Source organism: Burkholderia sp. 4NA327C6 (assembly GCF_005502655.1).
In the GTDB taxonomy this organism is placed as follows: domain Bacteria; phylum Pseudomonadota; class Gammaproteobacteria; order Burkholderiales; family Burkholderiaceae; genus Burkholderia; species Burkholderia contaminans.
In genome coordinates, this window is record NZ_SCNZ01000022.1 from 34348 (window position 1) to 60536 (window position 26189).

20 protein-coding genes and 1 tRNA gene are annotated in these 26189 nt (G+C 67.4%); 15 read left to right on the forward strand and 6 right to left on the reverse strand.

The features are described 5' to 3' along the window. The first annotated feature begins 28 nt into the window (after positions 1-28). Positions 29-1423, forward strand: coding sequence for an aspartate aminotransferase family protein (locus tag FFS49_RS22115; RefSeq protein ID WP_137951018.1), 1395 nt, complete (start codon positions 29-31; stop codon positions 1421-1423). Between the two features lie 88 nt (positions 1424-1511). Here the strand turns inward: FFS49_RS22115 and FFS49_RS22120 are convergent. Both FFS49_RS22120 and FFS49_RS22125 read right to left on the reverse strand, forming a co-directional pair. Next, positions 1512-1586 (reverse strand) — tRNA-Val (locus FFS49_RS22120). Positions 1587-1668: 82 nt separating this feature from the next. Further along, positions 1669-2151 carry an Lrp/AsnC family transcriptional regulator gene (locus tag FFS49_RS22125; protein WP_105816943.1) on the reverse strand — a complete coding sequence of 161 codons (483 nt, stop codon included), beginning with the start codon at positions 2149-2151 and terminating at the stop codon, positions 1669-1671. Between the two features lie 190 nt (positions 2152-2341). Between FFS49_RS22125 and FFS49_RS22130 the strand changes: the two genes are divergently transcribed. From FFS49_RS22130 to FFS49_RS22145, 4 genes are all read left to right on the forward strand, one after another. Next, positions 2342-3556, forward strand: coding sequence for an amino acid aminotransferase (locus FFS49_RS22130; RefSeq protein ID WP_105816942.1), 1215 nt, complete (start codon positions 2342-2344; stop codon positions 3554-3556). Between the two features lie 31 nt (positions 3557-3587). Next, positions 3588-3974, forward strand: a complete 387-nt coding sequence (locus FFS49_RS22135) for a RidA family protein (protein ID WP_105816941.1) — start codon at positions 3588-3590, stop codon at positions 3972-3974. A gap of 115 nt (positions 3975-4089) precedes the next feature. Further along, on the forward strand, positions 4090-5127 hold the full coding sequence (locus tag FFS49_RS22140; protein ID WP_224755857.1) for a porin: 1038 nt from the start codon (positions 4090-4092) through the stop codon (positions 5125-5127). A gap of 92 nt (positions 5128-5219) precedes the next feature. Next, a complete protein-coding gene (locus tag FFS49_RS22145; RefSeq protein WP_039364838.1) occupies positions 5220-6638 on the forward strand; it encodes an amino acid permease in 1419 nt (472 codons plus the stop codon). Between the two features lie 15 nt (positions 6639-6653). On the opposite strand, the gene FFS49_RS22150 is transcribed toward FFS49_RS22145, so the two are convergent. Further along, positions 6654-7556, reverse strand: coding sequence for a LysR family transcriptional regulator (locus tag FFS49_RS22150; RefSeq protein WP_071334735.1), 903 nt, complete (start codon positions 7554-7556; stop codon positions 6654-6656). A 204-nt stretch (positions 7557-7760) separates the two neighbouring features. On the opposite strand from FFS49_RS22150, the gene FFS49_RS22155 reads away from it, so the two are divergent. The 3 genes from FFS49_RS22155 to FFS49_RS22165 all read left to right on the forward strand — a co-directional run bounded on the left by FFS49_RS22155 (position 7761) and on the right by FFS49_RS22165 (position 12283). Beyond that, positions 7761-9512 (forward strand): acyl-CoA dehydrogenase family protein, encoded by a 1752-nt coding sequence (locus tag FFS49_RS22155; protein WP_105816939.1) that lies wholly within the window; start codon positions 7761-7763, stop codon positions 9510-9512. After that, positions 9509-10711 (forward strand): CoA transferase, encoded by a 1203-nt coding sequence (locus tag FFS49_RS22160; RefSeq protein WP_105816938.1) that lies wholly within the window; start codon positions 9509-9511, stop codon positions 10709-10711. Before FFS49_RS22155 ends, FFS49_RS22160 begins: the two co-directional genes overlap by 4 nt. A gap of 156 nt (positions 10712-10867) precedes the next feature. Further along, positions 10868-12283, forward strand: coding sequence for an MFS transporter (locus FFS49_RS22165; RefSeq protein ID WP_105816949.1), 1416 nt, complete (start codon positions 10868-10870; stop codon positions 12281-12283). A gap of 342 nt (positions 12284-12625) precedes the next feature. Here the strand turns inward: FFS49_RS22165 and FFS49_RS22175 are convergent, their stop codons facing one another. Beyond that, complete coding sequence (locus FFS49_RS22175) at positions 12626-12901, reverse strand: oxidative damage protection protein (RefSeq protein ID WP_006478357.1); 276 nt, start codon at positions 12899-12901, stop codon at positions 12626-12628. 49 nt (positions 12902-12950) lie between these two features. Next, the gene (argA, locus tag FFS49_RS22180; protein WP_039364826.1) at positions 12951-14330 is read right to left on the reverse strand and encodes an amino-acid N-acetyltransferase; all 1380 of its coding nucleotides are present in this window, start codon (positions 14328-14330) and stop codon (positions 12951-12953) included. 23 nt (positions 14331-14353) lie between these two features. Here argA and hrpA point away from each other — a divergent pair, with 23 nt between their 5' ends. From hrpA to FFS49_RS22205, 5 genes are all read left to right on the forward strand, one after another. Further along, positions 14354-18562 (forward strand): ATP-dependent RNA helicase HrpA, encoded by a 4209-nt coding sequence (gene hrpA, locus FFS49_RS22185; protein ID WP_105816937.1) that lies wholly within the window; start codon positions 14354-14356, stop codon positions 18560-18562. A 180-nt stretch (positions 18563-18742) separates the two neighbouring features. Continuing rightward, positions 18743-19732, forward strand: a complete 990-nt coding sequence (locus FFS49_RS22190) for a beta-propeller fold lactonase family protein (RefSeq protein ID WP_039364822.1) — start codon at positions 18743-18745, stop codon at positions 19730-19732. A 16-nt stretch (positions 19733-19748) separates the two neighbouring features. Further along, complete coding sequence (locus FFS49_RS22195; RefSeq protein WP_105816936.1) at positions 19749-20723, forward strand: sterol desaturase family protein; 975 nt, start codon at positions 19749-19751, stop codon at positions 20721-20723. Between the two features lie 111 nt (positions 20724-20834). After that, entirely contained in the window at positions 20835-21662 is an 828-nt protein-coding gene (locus FFS49_RS22200) for an EI24 domain-containing protein (protein ID WP_039364818.1), read from the forward strand. Beyond that, positions 21659-22474, forward strand: a complete 816-nt coding sequence (locus FFS49_RS22205; RefSeq protein ID WP_039364816.1) for a molybdopterin-binding protein — start codon at positions 21659-21661, stop codon at positions 22472-22474. Before FFS49_RS22200 ends, FFS49_RS22205 begins: the two co-directional genes overlap by 4 nt. Before the next feature lie 114 nt (positions 22475-22588). On the opposite strand, the gene FFS49_RS22210 is transcribed toward FFS49_RS22205, so the two are convergent. Beyond that, complete coding sequence (locus FFS49_RS22210; RefSeq protein ID WP_039364814.1) at positions 22589-23053, reverse strand: rhodanese-like domain-containing protein; 465 nt, start codon at positions 23051-23053, stop codon at positions 22589-22591. A 405-nt stretch (positions 23054-23458) separates the two neighbouring features. Between FFS49_RS22210 and glnA the strand changes: the two genes are divergently transcribed. Beyond that, entirely contained in the window at positions 23459-24874 is a 1416-nt protein-coding gene (gene glnA / locus FFS49_RS22215; RefSeq protein WP_039364811.1) for a type I glutamate--ammonia ligase, read from the forward strand. A gap of 161 nt (positions 24875-25035) precedes the next feature. After that, positions 25036-26178: a nitrogen regulation protein NR(II) gene (gene glnL, locus FFS49_RS22220; protein ID WP_039364809.1), complete on the forward strand. Its 1143-nt coding sequence runs from the start codon at positions 25036-25038 to the stop codon at positions 26176-26178. Positions 26179-26189: the final 11 nt, after the last annotated feature.

Consider the following 26189-nt stretch of genomic DNA (forward strand, 5'->3'; position numbering starts at 1 on the left):
GCGTGCGGCACGGTTATCCGGAGGAAACATGACCGATCGAAATGACGCTGTATCGCCGCACTCGACCGCCGAATACCGCGCGCTCGACGCCGCGCACCACATCCACCCGTTCTCGGACATGGGCGCGCTGAACCGTGCAGGCAGCCGCGTGATCGTGAAGGCCGACGGCGTCTACCTGTGGGACTCGGACGGCAACAAGGTGATCGACGGGATGGCCGGCCTCTGGTGCGTGAACGTCGGCTACGGCCGCAAGGAACTCGCCGACGCCGCATATCGCCAGATCCAGGAACTGCCGTTCTACAACACGTTCTTCAAGACCACGCACCCGCCGGTGATCGAACTCTCGGCGATGCTCGCGGAAGTCACGCCTGCCGGCTTCAACCACTTCTTCTACTGCAACAGCGGCTCGGAAGGCAACGACACCGTGCTGCGTCTCGTGCACCAGTACTGGCGCGTACAGGGCCAGCCGCAGAAGAAGTATGTGATCTCGCGCAAGAACGGCTATCACGGCTCGACGATCGCGGGCGGCACGCTCGGCGGAATGGGCTACATGCACGAGCAGATGCCGTCGAAGGTCGAGAACATCGTGCACATCGACCAGCCGTATTTCTTCGGCGAAGCGGCGGCCGGCGAAACGCCGGAAGCGTTCGGCCTGGCGCGTGCCCAGCAGCTCGAAGCGAAGATCCTCGAACTCGGCGCGGAGAACGTCGCGGCATTCATCGGCGAGCCGTTCCAGGGCGCGGGCGGCGTGATCTTCCCGCCGTCGACGTACTGGCCGGAAATCCAGCGCATCTGCCGCAAGTACGACATCCTGCTGGTGGCCGACGAAGTGATCGGCGGCTTCGGCCGTACCGGCGAATGGTTCGCACACCAGCACTTCGGTTTCGAACCCGATCTCATCACGATGGCCAAGGGCCTCACGTCGGGTTATGTGCCGATGGGTGCCGTCGGCATTCACGAGCGCGTGGCGCGGCCGATCATCGACAACGGCGAATTCAACCACGGCCTCACGTACTCGGGCCACCCGGTCGCGGCGGCCGTCGCGGTCGCGAACCTGAAGCTGCTGCGCGACGAAGGGATCGTCGAGCGTGTGAAGAACGACATCGGGCCGTACTTCCAGCGCCGGCTGCGCGATGCGCTGGGCGATCATCCGATCGTCGGGGAGATTGCGGGAGCGGGGCTGGTCGCGGGCGTTCAACTGGCGCGCAATCGGGACCGGCGTGAGCGGTTCGGTGCGAACGTCGATATCGGCACGATCTGCCGCGACTTCTGCTTCAACGGCAACCTGATCATGCGCGCGACCGGCGACCGGATGCTGCTGTCGCCGCCGCTCGTGATTCGCGAAGTGGAGGTCGACGAGATCGTCGACAAGGCGAAGCGCGCGTTCGATGCGACGGCGGAGCGGGTGGGGCGCGCAGCGTAAGCCGGTGTTGCGCGGCGCGCGCCGCGCAACAAACTCGCCGCCAAAACGAAAAGGCCCTGCGTCGTGAGACGCAGGGCCTTGAATTCTTTGGTGGGCGGTACTGGGATCGAACCAGTGACCCCTGCCGTGTGAAGGCAGTGCTCTACCGCTGAGCTAACCGCCCAAAGAAGCTGAAATTATGTCAGGGCTTTGAGGGTCTGTAAAGCCCTTTCTGCAAATATTTTTCACGACCCCGCAAAAACCGGTCAGTCGGCCGTCGACTGCTCGACGAGATCGAGGAGCGACCCGTCGCGCTTGAGCGTCGCGAGCACGATGCTCGAGTTGATCGACATCACGCCCGTCGCGCGGTGCAGGTGGTTGATCACGAAGTCGGAGTAGTGATCGAGGTCGCGCGCACGCACGGTCAGCACGTAGTTCGAGCCGCCCGTCACGATCTGCGCCGCGACGACTTCCGGCCACTGCTGGAGAGCCTCCACGAACCGGTCGTGCCACTCGGGCACGTCGGGCCGCATCGACACATGCACGAGCGCCTCGAACGCGATACCGACCTTCTTTGGCTCGATCGTGCAGCGATACCCGGAAATCGCACCGCGCTCCTCGAGCAGCTTCACGCGCCGCAGGCACGCCGACGGCGACAGCGCGACCGCGTTCGCCAGGTCCTGGTTGCTGATGCGTCCGTCCCGCTCGAGGTGCCGGAGGATGCGCATGTCGGTTCGGTCCAGTGTCATGTCGCAGAATCCCGTGAATTTCAAGATGGCTGGCGCAGACTCTACTGCAAAGCGTTCGATTCGTCATCGAAAAATGAAGCTCATTCTATTTCGACCTCGATAACATGCGATCCATGCCTCGACTGCACGGCCCGGCGCAACGCCATGCCGCGCGGGGCGCGCCACCGCTTTCAACCTTCGTTCATCGATCATGTACGCACACGTTCCCGCCTATCCGGGCGATCCGATCCTGTCCCTGTTCCAGACGTTCCAGCAGGACGCGCATCCGCACAAGGTCAACCTCAGCATCGGCCTCTGCTACGACGACACGGGCCGGATTCCGGTGCTCGACAGCACACGCATCGCGGCCGAGCGCCTGCGCGAAGCCGGCGCTCCGCACACCTATCTGCCGATGGAAGGGCTCGCCGCGTACAGGCAGGGCGTGCAGCGCCTCGTGTTCGGCGCGGACTGCGCGGCGCTCGCGGAAGGGCGAATCGCGACGCTGCAGACGCTTGGCGGCTCGGGCGCGATCCGGCTCGGCGCGGAATTCGTGAAGCGCTACTTCCCGGACAGCGCGGTCTGGATCAGCGACCCGACGTGGGACAACCATCGCGTGATCTTCTCGGCGGCCGGCCTCGACGTGCACACGTACCCGTACTACGACGAAGCGCGCAACGATATTCGCGTCGACGCGATGCTCGCGACGCTCGACGCGCTGCCGCCGCGCAGCGTCGTGCTGCTGCAGCCGTGCTGCCACAACCCGACGGGGCTCGACCTGGGGCGCGACGCGTGGCGGGCGGTGATCGACGTGCTCGCGCGGCGTGGCCTGATTCCGTTCCTCGACATGGCCTATCAGGGCTTCGGCGACGGTCTCGACGACGACGCGTGGGCCGTGCGCGCCATCGTCGACGCGGGGCTGCCCGCGATCGTCGGCAATTCGTTCTCGAAGAACTTCTCGCTGTATGGCGAGCGCGTCGGCGGGCTGTCGATCGTCTGCGCGGGCGTGGGCGAGGCCGCGACGGTGCTGAGCCAGCTGCAGGCCGGCGTGCGCCGCACCTATTCGAGCCCGCCGCTGTTCGGCGCGCAGCTCGTGTCGACGGTGCTGAACGACGACGCGCTGCGCGCGCGCTGGGAAGACGAGGTCGCGCAAGTGCGCACGCGTATCAAGCGCATGCGCGGTGCGCTGAAGGCGCGGCTCGACTCGCGCGTGCCCGGGCGTTCGTTCGACGCATTGGTCGCGCAGCGCGGGATGTTCAGCTACACGGGCATCGCCGCCGACGACGTCGAACGCCTGCGCACCGGGCACGGCGTTTACTTGCTGCGCTCGGGCCGCATGTGCATCGCGGGGCTGAACGACGCGAACGTCGATCACGTCGCGAACGCGATCGCCGACGTACTCGGCGGCGCATTGCGCCAGGCCGCCTGAGTTTCCCGACCTCGAACCGAAGGAGCACACGATGGCAGACACGATCCCGGTCGACTTGCCGCAGCTCGCGCAGCCGTTCTCCTGGGCGACCCGCGCGGCCGGCCTGATGTTCACCGGCCACGGGCCGGTCGATGCATCCGGCGCGATCGCCGGCGACACGATGACCGAGCAGGCGCGCCTCACGCTCGGCAATCTCGCGAAGGCCGTCGCGGCGGCGGGCGCGACGATGGACGACGTCGCGCAGGTGCTCGTCTACCTGTCCGACGTGCAGGCGATGCCCGAATTCGACGCCGAATACCGGCGCCATTTCCGTGAACCGTATCCGAACCGCACGTGCGTCGGCGTGCAGGGTTTCGCGCATCCGGCGATGCGCGTCGAACTGGTCGCGTACGTCGAGCTGCCGGCCGGGCGCGCATAGCCACGGAGTCCGCCGCCTCCGTGCGGCGTGCAGTACCCACAACCACAATGACCAACAATCGATAACAGGAATGGAGGAGAACATGAAGAGCATTTACCGATTCGCACTGCCAACGATGGCGGGGCTGCTCGCCGCAAGCGGCGCGATGGCGCAAAGCAGCGTGACGCTGTACGGGATCGTCGACCAGAGCATTCGCTACACCACGCATGCCGACGCATCGAACGACGCCAGCGTGCAGATGACCAACGGCGCGATCACCAACAGCCGCTGGGGCCTGAAGGGCAGCGAGGCGCTCGGCGGCGGGCTGAAGGCGATCTTCCGGCTGGAAAGCGGCTTCGAGCCTCAGAACGGGCAACTCGACGGCGCGCTGTTCGGCCGCTATGCGTATGTCGGCCTCGCGAGCGACTGGGGCGCGGTGAAGCTCGGCCGCCAGGCGACCGAGGCGTTCAACCTGTTCGGCGACCTCGATCCGCTGACGGTCGGCAACTACACGGCCAACATGTGGCCGTACTTCCTCACGCAGGGCCGTGTGAGCAACGTCGTCAGCTACGACGGCACGTTCGGCGGGTTCAACGTCGGCGCGAGCTACGGCTTCGGTGGTGTCGCGGGCAGCCTCGGCGCGCAAGCGTATTGGGGCACGCACGTGTCGTACGCGCAGGGCGGGCTGATGGTCGGCGCGACGTACCAGCAGGTGCGCGACCTGGCGAGCCGCGCACAGCAGGCGTGGGGCGCAGGCGCGCGCTATGCGTTCGGCGCGGCGACGCTGTACGCCGGCTACCTCGGCGGCATCGACCGCTCCGGCGTGCTCGACCAGGACCTGCTGAATGCGCCGGGCCGCCAGGTCACCTACGGATCGTTCGCGGACAACCCGCGCCGCGATACGCTCTTCTATACGGGGGCCAGCTACCGGTTCACGCCGGCCGTGTCGGTGACGGGCGTCGCGTACTACGACGACATCCGCAACGTGAACGGCGTCGCGGGCAACGGCGGCACGCGCTGCACGGGTGTGCTCGAGGCCGAGTACGCGCTGTCCAAGGCGACGCAGGTCTACGCGACGCTCGACTACAACCGCGTCACGGGCGGCGCGCTCACCGAGATGCCGGGACGCGGCAACCAGACGGGTGTCACGGCCGGCCTGCGCCACGTGTTCTGAGCACGCGGCGCGCGGCGGCCGGTGCGGTCCGGCGCCGGTCCGTGCGCCGTCGATGTTTCGACCGGACAATCGCTTTCGAACGAGGTCATTCGATGCAATCAGAAGGGCAATTCCAGCACATCGCGGCGCGCGAGCAGGGTCTGCGCCGCACGCTTTCCGCGCGGCAGATGGCGATGATCGCGATCGGCGGCGCGATCGGCACCGGGCTTTTTCTCGGCAGCGGCTTCGCGATCGGCTTCGCGGGGCCGAGCGTGCTCGTCAGCTACGCGATCGGCGCGTTCATCTCGCTGCTGCTGATGGGCTGTCTCGCCGAGATGACGGTCGCGCACCCGACGTCCGGCTCGTTCGGCGCGTATGCCGAACACTACGTGAGCCCGTGGGCCGGGTTCCTGGTGCGCTATGCGTACTGGGCTTGCATCGTGCTCGCGGTCGGCACCGAGGTCACCGCAATTGCGCTGTACATGAAGTACTGGTTCCCGGGCGTGCCGGGCTGGCTGTGGATCGTCGGCTTCTCGGCGCTGCTCGTGTTCGTCAACGCGCGCAGCGTCGACGTGTTCGGCGCGGTCGAATACGGTTTCTCGGTCGTGAAGATCGCGGCGATCGTCGGCTTCATCCTGCTCGGCGCATACGTGGTGTTCGGTAATCCGGAACTGGTCGGCGGCGGCGCGACGCGCGCGGGCTTTCATCTTTACACCGAGCACGGCGGCTTCTTTCCGAAGGGCGTGTGGGGGATGTGGGTCGCCGTGATCGTGTCGATCTTCAGCTACCTGAGCATCGAGATGATCGCGGTCGCGGCCGGCGAAGCGGAGGATCCAGAGCGCGCGGTGACGCGCGCATTCCGCTCGACGATCGTGCGGCTCGTGCTGTTCTACCTCGTCACGCTCGCGCTGATGCTCGCGATCGTGCCGTGGACGACGGCGGGGCGCGACGAGAGCCCGTTCGTCAAGGTGATGGAGGCGATCCACCTGCCGGGCGCGGCCGGGTTGATCAACTTCGTCGTGCTGATCGCCGCGCTGTCCGCGATGAACAGCCAGCTCTACATCACGACCCGGATGATGTTCAGCCTGTCGCGCGCCGGGCATGCGCCGAAGGCGCTCGGCGAGGTGAACGCGCGCGGCGTGCCGTTCGGCGCGCTGATGCTGTCGACACTCGGCATCGCGCTGGCGACGGTGCTGAGCGTGCTGTATCCGGACGCGTCGTTCACGATCATGATGTCGGTGTCGATGTTCGGCGCACTGTTCGTGTGGATGATGATCTTCGTCACGCACTACTGTTTCCGGCGTCGCCGGGCGGCGCTCGGGCTGCCGGCGCCCGCGTTCCGGATGCGCGGCTTTCCGCTGCTGACGCTGCTTGGCGCGGGCCTGATGTTCGCGGTGACGGTGACCACGTACTTCACGCCGGAATTCCACATGACGCTGATCTTCGGCATCCCGTTCCTCGTCGTGCTGTCGGTCGTCTATGCGGTGTGGTATCGCCGCGCGCAGCCGGTGCTCCAGCCGGAAGCGAAGTAACGGCGGCGCCCGCGCTCACCCTTCGAGCGCGGGCAGCGCGTCGATCGACGCGCGCACGTAGTCGGCGAAGCGCAGCGCGACCGGTTCCGCGGTACCGCTGCGCTTCAGCGCGAGCGTGCGCGATTCGAGCGACGCATCCTTCAGCGGGCGGAACGCGAGCCGCTCGCTCTTCACCTGCTGCAGCACGCGCGGCACGAGCGCGACGCCCATCCCGAACTCGATCATCGACAGGATGGTTTGCCACAGTCGCGCCTCGTGACGGATCAGCGGGCTGAAGCCGGCGTTTACGCATTGCGCGATGATCAGGTCGTGATAGTGCGGCGCGGCTTCGCGCGGGAACAGGATGAACGGCTCCGCGGCCAGCGTGGCGAGCGCGACCTGCTTGCGCTTCGCGAGCGGATGATCGGCCGGCAGGCAGCAGACGAACGGTTCCGCATAGACGGGCGTCGCGTCGACCTCGGGCGGGAAGTGCCCCCAGTGCGCGTAGCCGAGATCGATCTGGCCGCGCTGGATCGCCTGCACCTGCGCGTGCGAATTCATCTCGCTCAACACGATCTCGACACCGGGATAGTCGGCCTCGAAGCGCCGCACCGCGTCGGGCAGCCCGCGATACAGCATCGAATGGACGAAGCCGATCCGCAGCCGGCCCGCGAGGCCCGACGCGGAGCGCACCGTCAGGCGTTCTGCCTCGGCCGCCTGCAGCAGCAGCCGGCGCGCTTCGCCGAGCAGCACCTCGCCCGCGTTGGTCAGCGCGACGGTCTTGTTGGTGCGCGAGAACAGCTGCACGCCGAGCGCTTCCTCGAACTTGCGGATGTCGAAACTCAGCGCCGGCTGCGAGATGAACAGGCGCTTCGCCGCGCGCCCGAAATGCAGTTCCTCTGCGACCGCCACGAAATAGCGCAACTGCCTGAGTTCCATCGGGTCTCCTCCCGGCGCCGGCATCGATAAGTGTTGTCTATCGTACCGGATAAATCCTGTATTGGACGCTTATCGATCGCCAGCCTACGCTCTTCCGAAAGATTGACGCGGGACCGGGCGGTGTCGGCAAGCCGACGCGCTCCGGCCGCGAAATACGGGAGCAGGACAGGCGCAGGGCGCCCGCTCCGCAACGGAGACGCACGCATGAACGACACCGATCGCACGCCGGCCGCCGGCGCATCCAACATCCCCGACAGCCGGGGCGTCAACTTCTTCACCGTCGATCCCGATTTCGGCGCGCTCCTGAAGCTGCACCTGGGCGACGCGCGTTACGCCGAACTCGAACCGCAACTGCGCGCGCTCGGCGCGCGCGTGTCGGGCGAGCTCGACGAATGGGCGTCGCGCGCGGACAAGCATCCGCCTGTGCTCGAGTACCGCAACCGGCGCGGCGAGCCCGTGCAGCGGGTCGACAAGGATCCTGCCTACGTCGCGCTCGAGCGCGTCGCGTATTCGGAACTCGGGCTCGCGTCGCTGAGCCACCAGCCGGATGCCGTGCCGCCGCTCGTCAAGTACGCGCTGACGTTCCTGTTCGTGCAGGCCGAATTCGGGCTGTGCTGCCCGGTCAGCATGACCGATTCGCTGACGCACACGCTGCGCCGCCACGGCGATCCGGCGCTGGTCGCGCGCTACCTGCCGATGCTCGCGTCGCGCGATTTCGACACGCTGTACCAGGGGGCGATGTTCATGACCGAGCAGGCGGCCGGATCCGACGTCGGCCGCATCACGACACGCGCGACGCGCGAGACGGACGCGCACGGCGAGACGACCTGGCGCCTGCATGGCGACAAATGGTTCTGCTCGAACGCGGACGCCGATCTCGCGATGGTGCTCGCGCGCCCCGACGGCGCGCCGGACGGCATCAAGGGCCTCGCATTGTTCCTGCTGCCGAAGACGCTGCCGGACGGCACGCGCAACCGCTACCGGATCGTGCGCCTGAAGGACAAGCTCGGCAGCCGCTCGATGGCGAGCGGCGAGATCGCGCTCGAAGGCGCGCAGGCTTACCTGATCGGCGAGATCGGCCGCGGCTTTCACCAGATGGCCGACATGATCAACCTGTCGCGGCTGTCGAACGGCGTGCGTGCGGCAGGGCTGATGCGGCGCGCGCTGAACGAAGCGCTGCACGTTGCCGCGCATCGCGAGGCCTTTGGCCGCAAGCTGATCGAGATGCCGCTGATGCAACGCCAGTTGCTGAAGATGCTGTTGCCGGCCGAGGCCGCGCGCGCGATGTTCATGCAGATCGCACTGCTGCTGCCGCAGGCTGAAGCCGGCGACGAGCAGGCCGCGCGCTGCGTGCGGATCCTGACGCCGCTGATCAAGTTCCGCGCGTGCCGCGATGCGCGGCGCGTGACGGGCGATGCGATGGAAGTGCGCGGCGGCACCGGCTACATCGAGGAATGGAGCGATGCGCGCATCGTGCGCGATGCGCATCTCGGCTCGATCTGGGAGGGCACGAGCAACATCGTCGCGCTCGATGTCGCGCGGGCCGCGCAGCGCGAGCACGCGCTCGATGCGCTGCGCACGTTCCTCGGCGACCGCCTCGGTGCAGCGCCGCTGCCCGATGCGAGCCGTGCGGCGCTGCGGCGCATCCTCGCGCGTGCCTGCGACGCGCTCATGCGGGTCGCGGCCGAGGGGGACGACGCTCGCGTGCGGCAGGCCGCGTCCGCGCTGTACTACGCGAGCGCGGCCGTGCTGATGGCGTGCGAGGGCGTACGGCTCGCGCCGGATTTCCGGCGGCTCGCGCTCGCGCACCTGGTCGTGCGCCACAAGCTGCTGCCGGTCGATCCGCTCGCGCCGCCATCGCGCGACGACGAATCGGTCGCGTACGGCGCACTGCTGCGCGGCACGCCGATCGCGCTCGATACCGCGCTCGACCTGCTGCCGGAGGTCGAGCGATGAGCACGACGCGTGGCGCACTGGACGGCCTGAAGGTCGTCGACCTGAGCCGTGTGCTCGGCGGCCCGTACTGCACGCAGGCGCTCGCCGACCACGGCGCGACGGTGGTCAAGATCGAGCCGCCGGACGGTGACGAGACGCGCGGCTGGGGGCCGCCGTTCCTCGGCGATACCGCGTGGTATTTCATGGGCGTCAACCGCAACAAGGAAGGGCTTGCGCTCGACCTGTCGCGCGACGAGGGGCGCGCGATCCTGTGGCGGCTGCTTGAAGAGGCCGACGTGCTCGTCGAGAACTTCAAGCCCGGCACGCTCGCGCGCTGGGGGATGGACTACGCGCGCGACCTGCAGCCGCGCTTCCCGCGCCTGATCCACTGCGCGGTGACGGGCTTCGGCGAAGGCGGCCCGCTCGGTGGGCTGCCGGGCTACGACGCGGTGATCCAGGCGATGGCGGGGCTGATGAGCGTGAACGGCGAGCGCGACGGCGATGCGACGCGCATCGGCCTGCCGATCGTCGACATGGTCACGGGCCTCAACGCGCTGGCCGGCATCCTGCTGGCGCTCGCGGAGCGAGAGAGGAGCGGGCAAGGGCAATCGATCGACATCGCGCTGTACGACTGCGGCGTGTCGCTGCTGCATCCGCACCTGCCGAACTTCTTCGGTTCCGGGCGCGTGCCGGCGCGCAGCGGCAACGCGCATCCGAACATCGCGCCGTACGACAGCTATCGCACGGCGAGCGTGCCGATCTTCCTCGCGGTCGGCAACGACCGGCAATTCGCGCGGCTCGTCGGGCATCTCGGCGTGCCGGCGCTCGCAAGCGATCCGCGCTTCGTCGACAACCGCAGCCGCTGCGCGCACCGGCCGGAGCTGAAGGCCGAACTGGAAGCGCGGCTCGCCGCGCATGCCTGCGAGCCGCTCGCGCGCGACCTGATGGCGGCCGGCGTGCCGTGCGGGCCCGTGCGCACGGTGGCCGACGTCGCGCACGATCCGCATGCGCTGCACCGCAACCTGTTCGTCGAGATCGGCGCGTATCGCGGCACGGCGTCGCCGGTGAAGCTGTCGCGCACGCCGGCCACCTATCGTTCGCCGCCGCCCGCACTCGGCGGCGACACGCGCGCGGTGCTCGAGCGCCTCGGCGTCGATCCCGCGCTCCAGCAGCAACTGCTCGATGCCGGCGTGCTGAAAGCCGAACCGGAGGCGACGTGACCGTTCGAGAGGCCCGGCAGGCGAGCTTGCGCTGCTGGCCCAACCCGATGCAAGGCAACGCAACGTAGGCCCAACCCGCCAGCCGGCGGCGCAAGGCCGGCCAACCGGCAAGGCGCGCGACAGTCGCGCCGCCGATCACGAAAAATGGAGACATCGATGAGCCGTCCGCAATCCCCGACCGCCGCACCGCAGCCGCGGCCCGGCCGCGCCGCCTTCGCGGCGTTCGTCGGCACCACGATCGAGTGGTACGACTTCTACATCTACGGCACGGCCGCGGCGCTCGTGTTCGGCAAGGTGTTCTTTTCGAGCACGATGGATCCCGGCGTCGCGACGCTGCTGGCGTTCGTCACGTTCTGGGCCGGCTTCGCCGCGCGCCCGCTCGGCGGCATCGTGTTCGGGCATCTGGGCGACCGTGTCGGCCGCAAGACCGCACTCGTGATCACGCTGGTGATGATGGGGCTGGCCACGACCGGCATCGGCCTGTTGCCCGGCTATGCGCAGATCGGCGTCTGGGCACCGGCCGGCCTCGTCGTGCTGCGCGTGCTGCAGGGCATCGCTGTCGGCGGCGAGTGGGGCGGCGCGGTGCTGATCGCGAGCGAGAACGCGCCGAAGCATCGCAGCATCCTGTATGCGGCGTTCGCGCAGCAGGGCTCGCCCACCGGCAACCTGCTCGCGACTGCCGCGTTCTTCGCGCTGAGCGCGCTGCCCACCCCGTCGTTCCTGATGTGGGGCTGGCGCATTCCGTTCCTGCTGTCGGCCGTGCTCGTGATCATCGGCATGGTGATCCGGCTGAAGCTCGAGGAGTCGGCCGACATGCAGCGCGTGCTCGCGCGCAAGCGCACCGTGAAGCTGCCGCTGCGCGACGTCGTGCGCGATCACTGGGTCGTCGTGCTGCTCGCGGCCGGCACGCTGCCGGTGATCAACGTCACGTACTTCCGCAGCACGTTCGCGCTGTCGTGGGCGACGAAGGCGCTCGGCTACGCGCAGGGCACGTTCCTCGGCATCCTGTCGATCTCGCTCGTCGTGCAGTTCCTGATGCAGCCGGTCGGCGCGTGGTTCGTGTCGAAGGTCGACATGCGTCGCGCGATGTGCTGGATCCTGATTCCGGAAATCGTGCTGATGCCCGTGATGTTCCATGCGCTCGCGACGCGGTCGTACTGGGTGGCCGTCGCGGGCATGTGCATCTCGACGATTCCGTCGGCGATGTTCTATGGCGCGGTCGGCGGCGTGCTCGCGCGCGTGTTCCCGGCGAACATCCGCTACACGGGCCTGTCGCTCGCGTATCAACTGAGCGCGCTCGTCGTCGGCGGCGGCACGCCCGTGCTCGCGCAGGCGATCCTCAATTCGACCGGCAGCATCGTCGGCGTCGCGGTCGCATCGGGGCTTTACGCGCTCGTATCGCTCGTCTGCATGCTGGCGCTGCTCAATCGCACCGGGTATCGCGCGGACGAACTGTCGACGGCCGAGCGCGGCGACGCGGCCGAATGGGGCACCGAAGGCGGCAGTGCGGAAGCCGCGGCCGGCGGGAGTGCGCAGCCGGGCGAGGGCGGTGCGTTGAAGCCGGCTGGCTGAGCCGCGCGCAACGCCGTAACGACGGGACGCCGGAACGTACCGAATGCACCGAACGCACCGAATGCACCGAACGCACCGAATGCACCGAACGCACCGAACGCACCGAACGCACCGAACGCACCGAACGCACCGAATGCACCGAATGCACCGAATGCACCGAATGCACCGAATGCACCGAATGCACCGAATGCACCGAATGCAGCGAGCGCACCGAACGCACCGAACGTACCGAATGCACCGAACGCGTGCGCCCAAAAAGAAAACGGCACCGTGCGAAACACGGTGCCGCTTTCTCCGCAGCGCGTGGCCGGCAACTTGCGCCGGCCGCGCGCCATCGCGTCATCAGCCTTCCGTCGGCGGCACGTAGCCGGACGCCTGGTCCGCGCCGTCGCCGAAGAAGTACTTTTCGGTCTGCTTCATCAGATACTGGCGCGCGCGCGGGTCGGCCATGTTCAGGCGGTTTTCGTTGATCAGCATCGTTTGCTGCTTCAACCAGCCTTGCCACGCTTCCTTCGAGACGCTCTCGTAAATGCGCTTGCCGAGTTCGCCCGGCAGCGGCGGGAAATCGAGGCCTTCGGCTTCCTTGCCGAGCTTCGCGCATTGGATCATTCGAGCCATCGTGTACTTCTCCTGTAATCGGACTGGGGGAGGGCAGTCGTGCCTGCGCTCAGAGCTGTTTCATCAGCACGAGCGACTTGCGCTGCCAGTTATAGAGTTTGCGGCGGTCTTCCGGCAGGTCGTCGACGCTGACCTTGACGAAGCCGCGCTTGAGGAACCAGTGCTCGGTGCGCGTCGTGAGCACGAAGATATGCGTGAGGCCGCGCGCGCGGGCGCGCTGCTCGATACGCTTGAGCAGGCGTTCGCCGTCGCCCGAGCCCTGCGCTTCCGGCGCGACCGTCAGGCACGCCATCTCGCCGATCTTCTCCTGCTGGTACGGATACAGCGCCGCGCAGCCGAACAGCACGCCATCGTGCTCGATCACCGAGAAGTGGTCGATGTCGCGTTCGATCTGGTGGCGGCCGCGCCGCACCAGCGTGCCGTCCGACTCGAGCGGCTCGATCAGCGACAGGATGCCGCCGACGTCGTCCGGCGTCGCTTCACGCAGGCTTTCGAGGTTCTCGTACGAGATCATCGTGCCGACGCCGTCGTGCAGGAACAGTTCGAGCAGCATGCTGCCGTCGAGCGATTGCGGAATCAGGTGGGCCCGGGTCACGCCGCCGCGGCACGCGCGGATCGAGTGCTTCAGGAAGAACGCGTCGTCACCCTGGACGTTGCCGGAATCGAGCAACTCGGCGGCCGCGTCGAGCGACATTTCGCGGACCAGCTCGCCTTCGTCGTCGACGATGCCCGGCGCTTCGGTCAGGAAGATGATCTTGTCGGCGCGCAGCGCGATCGCGGCAGCCGATGCGACGTCTTCCATCGACAGGTTGAACGCTTCGCCGGTCGGCGAGAAGCCGAGCGGCGACAGCAGCACGAGCTTGCGGCTCGCGAGCGAATGACGGATCGATTCGGCGTCGATCTTGCGCACGATGCCCGTGTGCGCGAAATCGACCCCGTCGAGAATCCCCACCGGCCGCGCGGTCACGAAGTTGCCCGACACGACGCTGATGTGCGCGTGCGCCATCGGCGAGTTCGGCAGACCCTGGCTGATCGCGGCCTCGATGTCGAGACGCACTTCACCGGCCGCTTCCTTCGCGGATTCGAGCGCGCGCGCGTCCGTGATGCGCAGCCCGTGCGAAAACTCGGATTCGACACCGTGCAGGCTCAGTTGCTCCTCGACCTGCGGGCGCGAGCCGTGCACCAGCACGATCTGGATACCCATCGCCTGCAGCAGCGCGATGTCGGACACGAGCGCATTCAGCAGCCCCTGCTGCACCACCTCGCCGCCGAACCCCACGACGAACGTGCTGTTGCGGAACTTGTGGATATAGGGCGCGACGGAGCGCATCCAGTCGACGAACTGCGCGTGACTGGCGGCCGAGTCGTCGGCGGCCGGCGGCGTCGTGGCGCCGGTCTGGGCGGGAGGGAGGTCGGTTTGGGAATTCATGGGCGGGATTATAATGCGCCCCCATGTCGAATGTACCTAAAAGTCCCGCGCCGACGCGGGCCAAAGCGCCGTCGGCCCGGCACCCGGATGGTGCGGCCGATGCACGCCAGCAGCAGGGCCAGCCGCCGCGCCGGCAGCAGGAACGGCAGGCGGGCAAGCCTGCACACGCGCCGCGCGGGCCGCGCGGCGACGAATCGCGCGGCGACGCGCGCCAGCCGGCCGCGAAGGATGCATCCGTTGCAACGGGCGAGCGCGCGCCGCGCCGTGAGCGTCCGCCGCGCGCCGTCGTCGCGCCGAACCCGGTCCCGCCGATCACGTACCCCGAAAGCCTGCCCGTGTCGGGCAAGCGCGACGAAATCGCGCGCGCGATCGCCGGTCATCAGGTTGTCATCGTCTGCGGCGAAACCGGCTCGGGCAAGACCACGCAGCTGCCCAAGATCTGTCTCGATCTCGGCCGCGGCCTCGGCGCCGGCGGCACGGGCCTGATCGGCCATACGCAGCCGCGCCGCCTCGCTGCGTCGTCCACCGGCCGCCGGATCGCCGAGGAACTCGGCACGCCGTTCGGCGAAGTGGTCGGCTACAAGGTGCGCTTTACCGACAATCTCGCGCCGGGCGCGTCCGTGAAGCTGATGACGGACGGGATCCTGCTCGCCGAGACGCAGACCGATCCGTTGCTGAAGGCGTACGACACGCTGATCATCGACGAGGCGCACGAGCGCAGCCTGAACATCGACTTCCTGCTCGGCTACCTGAAGGAAATCCTGCCGAGGCGGCCGGACCTGAAGCTGATCGTCACGTCCGCGACGATCGACGCCGATCGCTTCGCGCGCCATTTCGGCACCGACGAGCGTCCCGCGCCCGTGATCGAGGTGAGCGGGCGGCTGTATCCGGTCGAGATGCGCTACCGGCCGGTGGCCGAGGATCGCCCGGCCGTCAAGCACGCCGAAGGCACGGCCGGCCGGGACCGCGTGAAGACCGCGCGCGAAGCCGAGCGCGACCTGATGGACGCGATCGTCGACGCGGTCGACGAGCTGTGCCGCGAAGGCCCCGGCGACGTGCTGGTGTTCCTGCCCGGCGAGCGCGAGATCCGTGAAGCGGCCGAGGCGCTGCGCAAGCACCATCCGCCGCACACCGAGATCCTGCCGCTGTTCGCGCGGCTCTCGGCGGCCGACCAGGACAAGGTATTCAAGGCGTCGAACGCGCGCCGGATCGTGCTCGCGACCAACGTGGCCGAAACCTCGCTGACGGTGCCGGGCATCCGCTACGTCGTCGACACCGGCCTCGCGCGCGTGAAGCGCTATTCGTACCGGAACAAGGTCGAGCAACTGCAGGTCGAGTCGATCTCGCAGGCGGCCGCGAACCAGCGCGCGGGCCGTTGCGGCCGGGTGGCCGACGGTGTCTGCATCCGCTTGTACGAGGAAAGCGACTACCAGGCGCGCGCGCGTTTCACCGATCCGGAAATCCTGCGCTCGTCGCTCGCGTCGGTGATCCTGCGGATGAAGTCGCTGCACCTTACCGCGATCGAATCGTTTCCGTTCCTCGAGCCGCCGCCCGGTCGCGCGATCGCGGACGGCTACCAGTTGCTCAATGAACTCGGCGCGGTCGACGACGACAACGCGCTGACGCCGCTCGGCCGCGAACTCGCGCGGCTGCCGCTCGACCCGCGCGTCGGCCGGATGATTCTCGCCGCGCGCGACCAGCAGTCGCTGCGTGAAGTGCTGATCATCGCGAGCGCGCTGTCCGTGCAGGATCCGCGCGACCGTCCGATCGAGGCGCAGGAGCAGGCCGACCAGGCGCACCGCCGGTTTGCCGACGAGCGTTCCGAATTCCTGCAGTGGCTGAAGATCTGGGCGTGGTTCGAAGAGGCCGTCGCGCACAAGAAGTCGAACCGGCAACTGATCGACGCGTGCCGGCAGAATTTCCTGTCGCACTTGCGGCTGCGCGAATGGCGCGATGTCCATTCGCAACTGCTGACCGTCGTGCGCGAGCACGGCTGGCGGCTGAACGAAGTCGAGGCGACTTACGAGCAGATCCATCTGGCCCTGTTGACGGGCCTGCTCGGCAACCTCGGCCTGAAGGCCGACGACGATCCGCATTATCTCGGCGCGCGCGGGATCAAGTTCTACCTGTGGCCGGGCTCCGTGCTCGCGAAGAAGGCCGGCCGCTGGGTGATGGCGGCCGAGCTCGTCGAGACGAGCCGGCTGTACGCGCGCTGCCTCGCGAAGATCGAGCCCGAATGGGTCGAGAAGATCGGCGCGCATTTGCTGAAGAAATCGCTGTCGGAGCCCCACTGGGAAAAGCGCCCGGCGCAGGTCAGCGCGTACGAGCGTGCGACGCTGTACGGGCTGCCGATCTACCATCGCCGGCGCGTCGCATTCGGCAAGCAGGATCCGTCGCGCGCACGCGAGCTGTTCATCCGCGGCGCGCTGGTCGAGGGCGAGTTCGATACGAAGCTCGCGTTCTTCGCGCACAACCGCAAGCTGCTCGCCGACATCGAGCAGCTCGAACACAAGTCGCGCCGGCAGGACGTGCTGGTCGACGACGAACTGATCTACGCGTACTACGACCAGGCGATTCCGGAAGGGATTCACACGGGCGCCGCGTTCGAGCGCTGGTATCGCGACGAGGTGAAGAAGAGCGGCCAGCCCGAGGACAAGCTGCGGCTGCTGTACCTGTCGCGCGACGACCTGATGCGCCACGAGGCGGCCGGCGTGACGACCGAGCTGTTCCCGAAGCGCGCGACGATGGCCGGCGTCGAGATGGCGCTCACGTATCACTTCGAGCCCGGCACGCCGCGCGACGGTGTGACGCTCGTGGTGCCGCTGTATGCGCTGAACCAGGTCGACGCGCGCCGCTGCGAGTGGCTGGTGCCGGGGATGCTGAAGGAAAAGGTGCAGTTGCTGCTGAAGTCGCTGCCGCAGAAGCTGCGCCGGCATTGCGTGCCGCTGCCCGAGTACGCGGCCGGCTTCGTCGAGCGGATGGGCCGCGAGCGCTTCGGCGCGGGCGGGCTCGTCGAAGCGCTGATCGCCGACGTGCGCGGTGAAACGCAAATCGCGATGAAAACGGCCGACTTCAAGCTGGAAACGCTGCCCGCGCACCTGTTCATGAACTTCAAGGTGATCGACGAGCACGGCCGCCAGCTCGCGATGGGGCGCAATCTCGCGCAGCTTCGCCAGGAGCTGGGCGCGCAGGCGCAGCAGCAGTTCCAGAAGATCGCGGCGGCGTCGACGATCGCGGCCGGCGGCGATGCCGACGGCGGCGAGCCGATCGGCCAGGTGCCGGCCACGGCCGCGACGACCGGCGCAGCCGGCCGCAACGCGAAGGGCGGCAAGGGCGTGGCGCCGCAGACGGCCGCGCCGGCGGAAGCTGGCGCGACCGCGCTGTACGAGAACCTCACGACGTGGAATTTCGGCAAGCTGCCCGAGCTGCTGGAGATCCGCCGGCGCGGCCAGACGCTGTACGGCTACCCGGCGCTCGTCGATCGCGGCACGCATTGCGACGTCGAGGTGTTCGATTCGCCGGAGGAGGCCGCGCGCATCCACCGGGCCGGCCTGCGGCGGCTGTTTGCGCTGCAGCTGAAGGAGCCGATCAAGTTCCTCGAGAAGAACCTGCCGGGCCTGCGCGAGATGGCGATGCAGTACATGTCGCTCGGCACGCAGGACGAGCTGCGCGACCAGCTGATCGACACGGCGCTCGACCGCGCATGCCTGCAGGACCCGCTGCCGGACGACGACGCGAGCTTCCACGCGCGCCGCGACGAGGGCCGGAGCCGCCTGAACCTGCTCGCGCAGGAAATCGCGCGGCTGGTCGGGCAGATCCTGGCCGAATACGCGGGGCTCGTGAAGAAGCTCGCGCAGGCGAAGCCGTTCGCGCAGGCGCATGCGGACCTGCAGCAGCAGCTCGCCGCGCTGGTCGGCAAGCGCTTCGTGATCGATACACCGTACGCGCAACTGGCGCACTTCCCGCGCTACCTGAAGGGCATCGCGCTGCGGATCGACAAGCTGAAGGCCGACCCGGCGCGCGACGCGAAGCAGTCGGCCGACCTGCTGCCGCTCGCGCAGCAGTACCAGCGCGCGGTGTCGCAGCGCGGCGGCGTCGCCGATGCGCGGCTCGCGGAATTCCGCTGGCTGCTCGAGGAACTGCGGATTTCGTTGTTCGCGCAGGAACTGCGCACGCCGATGCCTGTCTCTGTCAAGCGTCTGCACAAGGTCTGGGAGTCGATGCAGCGCTAGCGCAACATCGGTTTCCCGGGCCCGCACCGGCGGCCGGCCCCGGCCGGCCGCGCGGCGCTTGCCGCGCCGGCCGTCAGGGCCGCCGCGGCAAGCGTCGAAGTGGCGCAAAGCCGGCTTCGGTCAACCGGCCGGGCCGGTTGAACGTTTTACAATGACGGTTGTTCCACGACGTGAGTCTTCATGCGCACTTTCCTTTCCCTCGGCCGCACGCTCGCGCTGGCCGCCGCCGTGCTGGCGCCCGCCGCCCACGCGAATAATGTGATCATCCTCAATTCGGCTGAAGCGACGCTGTCCCTGATCGACCAGCAGACCCGTCAGGTCGTCGCCACGATGCCGACCGGCAAGGAACCGCACCACCTGATGGCGACGCCCGACAATTCGTCGCTGATCGTTGCAAATTCGGTCTCGAACAGCCTGATGTTCCTCGATCCGAAGACGGGCAAGCTGCAGCGCACCGTCGAAGGGATCGACGATCCTTACCAGCTCGGCTTCTCGCCCGACCGTAAATGGTTCGCGGCGGCCGGCCTGCGCCTCGACCGCGTCGACATCTACGGCTACGACGGCCGCGACCTGAAGCTCGTGAAGCGCGTGCCGCTCGAGGTGATGCCGAGCCACCTCGCGTTCACGAAGGACAGCAAGACGCTGCTCGTGTCGCTGCAGGTTTCCGGCGAGATCGCGGCGATCGACCTGCCGACGCAGACGGTCAAGTGGAAGATGAAGGTCGGCAAGGTGCCGGCCGGCCTGTGGCTCACGCCGGACGACAAGTACCTGCTCGTCGGGATGACCGGCGCGGATTACGTCGCGGTGGTCGACTGGCGCAACCAGAAGGTCGTCAAGCAGATCTATACCGGCAAGGGCGCGCACAACTTCCGCTCGCTCGCCGACGGCACGCACGTCGCGGTCACGAACCGGGTCGCGAACACGATCAGCATCATCGACGAGAACACGCTCACCAACGTCGGCGACATCACCGGCCTGCTGCCGGGCCCGGACGACATGGAGCTGTCCGCCGACAAGAAGTCGCTGTGGGTGACGTTCCGCTTCGCGAAGAAGGTCGGGATCATCGACCTGGCGTCGCGCAAGCTGGTGCAGACGATCGCCGTCGGCCGCTCGCCGCACGGCATCTATTTCTACGACCGCGCGCCGTGGCGCGCCGCGAACGGCGCGTGACGGGCGGGGGAGAACGATGCTGCACCTGATCGATGCATTCGTATCGGACATCCAGACCTGGCTGTACGTCGACGTCGTGCAGCCGCTCCTCTTCAAGTTCAACCTGATGGACTATGACGAGGACACCTACGACGCGCTGTACTGGGTGATCGTCGGGGCGCTGCAGATGGTGCTGATGTTCGTGCTGCTGCGCCCGCTCGAGGCGCTGCTGCCCGTCGAGCGCTGGACGAACCGCCGGGCCGTGCGGGTCGACGTGATCTATACGGCGATCGCGAAGCTCGGCATCTACTCGCTGTTCTTCTTCTTCGCGCTGCAGCCGCTGTTCGACAACTTCCAGGCGTGGCTGCGCCTGCACGGCGTCGCGAACCTCAACCTCGACTACCTGTGGCCGGGCGTGACCTCGAAGCCGATCGTCACGTTCGCGATCTATCTCGTCGTGCTCGACTTCGCCGGCTACTGGTATCACCGCTGGCAGCACAAGTTCGGCATCTGGTGGGAACTGCACGCGGTGCATCACAGCCAGCGCCAGATGTCGCTGTGGTGCGACGACCGCAACCATGTGCTCGACGACGTGATCCAGTCGTGCTTCTTCGCGGCGATCGCGCTCGTGATCGGCGTGACGCCGTCGCAGTTCGTCGTGCTGACTGCGTTCACGAACTTCATGCAGAGCATTCAGCACACGAATGCGCGGCTGTCGTTCGGCTGGCTCGGCGAGCGCCTGTTCGTGAGCCCGATCTTCCACCGCCGCCACCACGCGGTCGGCTACGGCCACGAAGGCACGAAGTACGGCTGCAACTTCGGCGTGCTGTTCCCGTGGTGGGACATGATGTTCGGCACCGCGTCGTGGAACCGCACGGTCGAGCCGACCGGCATCCGCGACCAGGTCGAGGGCGTGTCCTACGGCGACGGTTTCTGGGCGCAGCACGGCCTCGCGTTCGTGCGGATCTTCCGGCGCCTGTTCCCCGCCAAGCGCGGCGCTGCATCGGCCTGATCCGGCCATTCCCGTCTTGAGCGGCTCTCCCACGCGGCCCGCATGTGCTTTGGCGCATGCGGGCCGCGTGGTTTATCCTTTCCCCGTTTTTCTCCGTCGATACAGGCTCGCATGAACGACTTGCTGCGTTCCTTCGTCCGCGCATTGGCGAGTGCACTGCATCCGCGCATGCTGTGGCTCACCCTGATGCCGTTTCTCGTCTCGGCCGTCCTGTGGGGCGTCGTGCTGTGGTTCTCGTGGCAGTCGCTGCTGGACCTCGCACGCGGCGCGCTCGACGGCTTCGTGCTGACGGCCATGCTGTACCGCGCGTTCGACGCGATCGGCATGTCGCAGCTGCATGCGGTCGTCGCGCCGTTCGTGGTCGTGTCGCTCGCGATTCCGCTGATCGTGCTGACCGTGCTGCTGCTGATCGCGACGATTTCGATGCCGGTCGTGATCAAGCACCTCGCGAACCGCCAGTTCGCGGCGCTCGAGCCGAAGCGGGGCGGCACATTCTTCGGCAGCGTGTTCAATTCGCTGGGGGCGGCGCTGGCCGGCGTCGTCGTGCTGGTCGTCACGATCCCGCTGTGGCTGATTCCGCCGTTCTTCGCGCTGCTGCCGCCGGTGATCTGGGGCTGGCTCACCTACCGCGTGATGACCTACGACGCGCTCGCGCTGCACGCGAGCCGCGACGAGCGCCGGGCGCTCGTGCGGCGGCACCGCTGGCCGCTGATCGGCATCGGCGTCGCGACCGGGCTGCTCGGCACCGTGCCGACCTTCGTGTGGGTATCGTCGGTCTGGATGATGGTGCTGTTCCCGTTCGTCGCGGCGGCCATGATCTGGGTATACGCTTTCATCCTCGTCTTCTCGGCGCTGTGGTTCGGGCATTACTGCCTGCGCGCGCTGGAGGACCTGCGCGCGAGTTCGCGCGCCACCGCAATCGACATGGGGCAGGCATGAGCATCGGCATCATCATCATCGGCGACGAAATCCTTTCGGGCCGCCGGCAGGACAAGCATCTGGCGAAAGTCATCGAGCTGCTCGGCGCGCGCGGCCTCGCGCTCGACTGGGCCGAATACGTCGGCGACGATCCGGCGCGCATCACGGCGACCCTCGCACGCGCGATCGCGTCGGGCGACATCGTGTTCTCGACGGGCGGGATCGGCGCGACGCCGGACGACCACACGCGCCAGTGCGCGGCCGCCGCGCTCGGCGTGCCGCTCGAGCTGCATCCGGAAGCGAAGGTGCTGATTTCCGAGCGGATCCGCGAAACGCACGCCGATCCGGCCACGCCGGTCGATTTCGAGTCGCCGGAGAACCAGCACCGCTTCAACATGGGCGTGTTCCCGGTGGGCGCGACGATCATTCCGAACGGCTACAACCGGATTCCCGGCTTCTCGGTCGGCGACCTGCACTTCGTGCCGGGCTTCCCGGTGATGGCGTGGCCGATGATCGAATGGGTGCTCGACACGAAGTACGCGCACCTGCATCACGCGACGCCGCACGCGGAGCGCTCGCTGTACGTGTTCGAACTGCCGGAATCGACGCTCACGCCGCTGATGGAGCGCATCGAGCGCGATTTCCCGGGCGTGCGCGTGTTCAGCCTGCCGAGCGTCGGCGATGCGGAGCGCGGCGGGATCTACGCGCGCCGTCACATCGACCTTGGTGTGAAGGGCGAACCGGAAGCGGTCGCGGCCGCGTACGTGAAGCTGCGCGAAGGTGTGCACCTGCTCGGCGGCGACGTCGTCGAACCCGACACGCCGCGCGCCTGAGCGGCTCCTCGATCAGTCACGCAAAAACCACGGGCCGCGCAACGCGGCCCGTCATCGGCATGTCATCGCCCGGCTCGACGATGGGGTTTCGTCACCGGCGGGAGCGGCGTGCCGTCAGGCGCCGATCCACGGCAGTTTCCGGAAGCACCAGCCTTCGACCGTCTTGCGGTGGCCTTCGGCGTCCTTCGCGCCCTCGAAGCCTTCGAGCAGGTCGAAGGCCTTCGTGAAGCCGGCCTGCGTGGAGGCGATCGCGGCGAGCTTCGAGCGCGCGGCGCTGCGGCACAGGAACAGGATGGGCGTATCGGCCGGGAGGGCCGCCTTCAGTTCGTTGACGAATTCGGCGTTCGGCACGCCGCCCGGGTAGCGCGTCCATTCGAGGTGCAGGTACTGGCCGTCGCCGACGAGCGGGCGCCCGATCCAGTCGAGTTCGGCGCGGGTGCGCACGTCGACGAGGCGCGCCGACGGATCGAGCTGCAGCAGTTCGAAGGCCTCGGCCGGCAGCAGCGCCCCGGCGTAGTTGAGCGAGGCTTGTGCGCGGCGTTCGTCGGCCTTCGCGTAAAGCTGGTCGAGCGTACTCATGGCAGGGAGTCTCCTATCGGTCAAACGAGCATTCTAGCGCGGCGTCGCGGCACGGATATCCGCCTGGGGTACGGTATGCGCACCCCACACGCGCTCACCAAAAGAGTGCAGAATGGTGCGCATGCACCAAGATGATTCGGCGAGCAGGGCGCGCCGCGATGGTTGCACCATGTCGGTGCTTTTGGTTGGCGGGCGGGGCGCAGCGGAGCCCCGGAATTGCGCAGCACAGCCCCGTCGCGACGAGCGCCGGCGCGATTCGCGCCAATCTCGCGCATAGGTGGCACGGAAGCTGCTTTATAGAATTCGGTCGAATCGGGGCGCGCTGCGCCAAAGCAAGACCCCGGTCAGCTCGATAAACGAGGCGGTTCCCAGTCCGCCGGAATTGTTCAATCAGGAGAAGAGGTTATGAGTAAAACCGTCGCCGACGTCATGCAGCTCGTGAAGGACGAGGACGTCAAGTTTGTCGATTTCCGCTTCACGGATACGCGCGGCAAGGAACAGCACGTGTCGGTGCCGGTTTCGGCGTTTGACGAAGACAAGTTCGAAAGCGGCCATGCATTCGACGGCTCGTCGATCGCCGGCTGGAAGGGTATCGAGGCGTCGGACATGCTGCTCATGCCGGACCCGACCGCTGCCTTCATCGACCCGTTCTATGAAGAGTCGACCCTGGTGCTGACCTGCGACGTGGTCGAGCCGGCCGACGGCAAGGGCTACGAGCGCGATCCGCGTTCGCTCGCGAAGCGCGCGGAAGCGTACCTGAAGAGCACGGGCATCGGCGATACCGCCTACTTCGGTCCGGAACCGGAATTCTTCATTTTCGACTCGGTCCAGTGGAACACGGACATGTCGGGCTGCTTCGTGAAGATCAACTCGGAAGAAGCACCGTGGTCGGCCGGCAAGGAATTCGAAGGCGGCAACACGGGCCACCGTCCGGGCACGAAGGGCGGCTACTTCCCGGTCGCACCGGTCGACACGTTCCAGGACATGCGCTCGGAAATGTGCCTGCTGCTCGAACAGCTCGGCATCCCGGTCGAAGTGCACCACCACGAAGTGGCGGGCCAGGGCCAGAACGAAATCGGCACGAAGTTCTCGACGCTGGTTCAGCGCGCCGACTGGACGCAATGGTCGAAGTACATCATCCACAACGTCGCGCACTCGTACGGCAAGACGGCAACCTTCATGCCGAAGCCGGTCGTCGGCGACAACGGTTCGGGCATGCACGTTCACCAGTCGATCTGGAAGGACGGCCAGAACCTGTTCGCGGGTAACGGCTACGCCGGCCTGTCGGAACTGGCGCTGTTCTACATCGGCGGCATCATCAAGCACGCCCGTGCGCTGAACGCGATCACGAACCCGACGACGAACTCGTACAAGCGTCTGGTCCCGCACTTCGAAGCACCGGTGAAGCTCGCCTACTCGGCACGCAACCGTTCGGCATCGATCCGCATTCCGCACGTGTCGAACCCGAAGGGCCGCCGTATCGAAACGCGCTTCCCGGATCCGATGGCGAACCCGTACCTGCTGTTCTCGGCACTGATGATGGCAGGCCTCGACGGGATCCAGAACAAGATCCATCCGGGCGAAGCCGCGGACAAGAACCTGTACGACCTGCCGCCGGAAGAGGATGCAAAGATCCCGACCGTCTGCGCGGGTCTCGACCAGGCAATCGAAGCGCTCGACAAGGATCGCGAGTTCCTGACCCGTGGCGGCGTGTTCACGGACGGCATGCTCGACGCGTACCTCGCGCTGAAGGAGCAGGAGCTGGCGAAGTTCCGCATGACGACGCACCCGATCGAGTTCGAGATGTACTACTCGCTCTAATCGGCGATGGCGCTTCGATTCAGCGCCGTCATGCCGGTTCGTTCCCGTCGCGCGGCCTGCGGCGGGAACGGCGGAGTCTGAAAGGGGCGGCGTCCAGCCGTCCCTTTTTTGTTCCGGTGATTTTTCCTTTTCTGGCCCGTTGAGGCGCGACAAGCACGCAGATGGTTCTGAAGAATCTGATCAAGGCGAAAACGGGGCAGCCCGAGCGACTGACGGACGATGAGCGGCTCGCACGCTCGGGCCTGCTGGCGGGGCTGGAAGCGCTGCCGACGGTCGTGATCGTGCTCGATCGCAAAACGCTGCGGATCGCGTTCGCGAACCCGTCCGCGGAGGCGATGCTCGACATTTCGCGCCGGCAGCTCGCGCAGCGGCCGTGGGGCGAGATCTTTCCGAATGCGAACGAGCTGGCATCGACGATCACCGCGATCGGCGAGGAACGCTTTCACGCGACGCACCTCGACACCGTGCTCGACCGGCCCGGCCGCGAACCGCTGCATGTGCATGCGATCGTCGGCTTCCTCGAGACCGCGCCCGATTTCGTGCTCGTCGAGCTGTTCGAGAACGAGCGGCAGTCGCGCACCGATCGCGAGGAGCGCATCCACGACCTGACCGCGGTCAACAAGCAACTGATCCGCAACCTCGCGCACGAGATCAAGAACCCGCTCGGCGGCATTCGCGGCGCAGCCCAGCTGCTCGAATTCGAGCTCGGCGAGCGCGAGCGCGGCGAGTTGCGCGAATACACGCAGGTGATCATCAAGGAGTCCGACCGCCTGCAGACGCTCGTCGACCGGTTGCTGGAGCCGCACCGGCACCCGCACATCGTCGGCGACGTGAACATTCATGAAGTATGCGAACGCGTGCGCGCGGTGATGCTCGCGGAATTCCCGCGCGGGCTCACGATCGAGCGCGACTACGACGTGAGCGTGCCGGACCTGCGCGGCGACAAGGAGCAACTGATCCAGGCGTTGCTCAACATCGTGCGCAACGCCGCGCAGGCGCTGCGCGAACGCATCGCGCAGGGCGACGCGAAGATCGAGCTGCGCACGCGCATTGCGCGCAAGGTGACGATCGCGAAGCGCCTGTACCGGCTGGCACTGGACTTGCACGTGATCGACAACGGGCCCGGCATTCCGGAGGAAATTCGCGACCGGATCTTCTACCCGCTCGTGTCCGGGCGCGACGACGGCAGTGGCCTCGGCCTCACGCTCGCGCAGACGTTCGTGCAGCAGCACGACGGGATGATCGAGGTCGAAAGCCGGCCCGGACGTACCGAATTTCAGATCCTGCTGCCGCTCGACCATTGAGCGGCAGCATG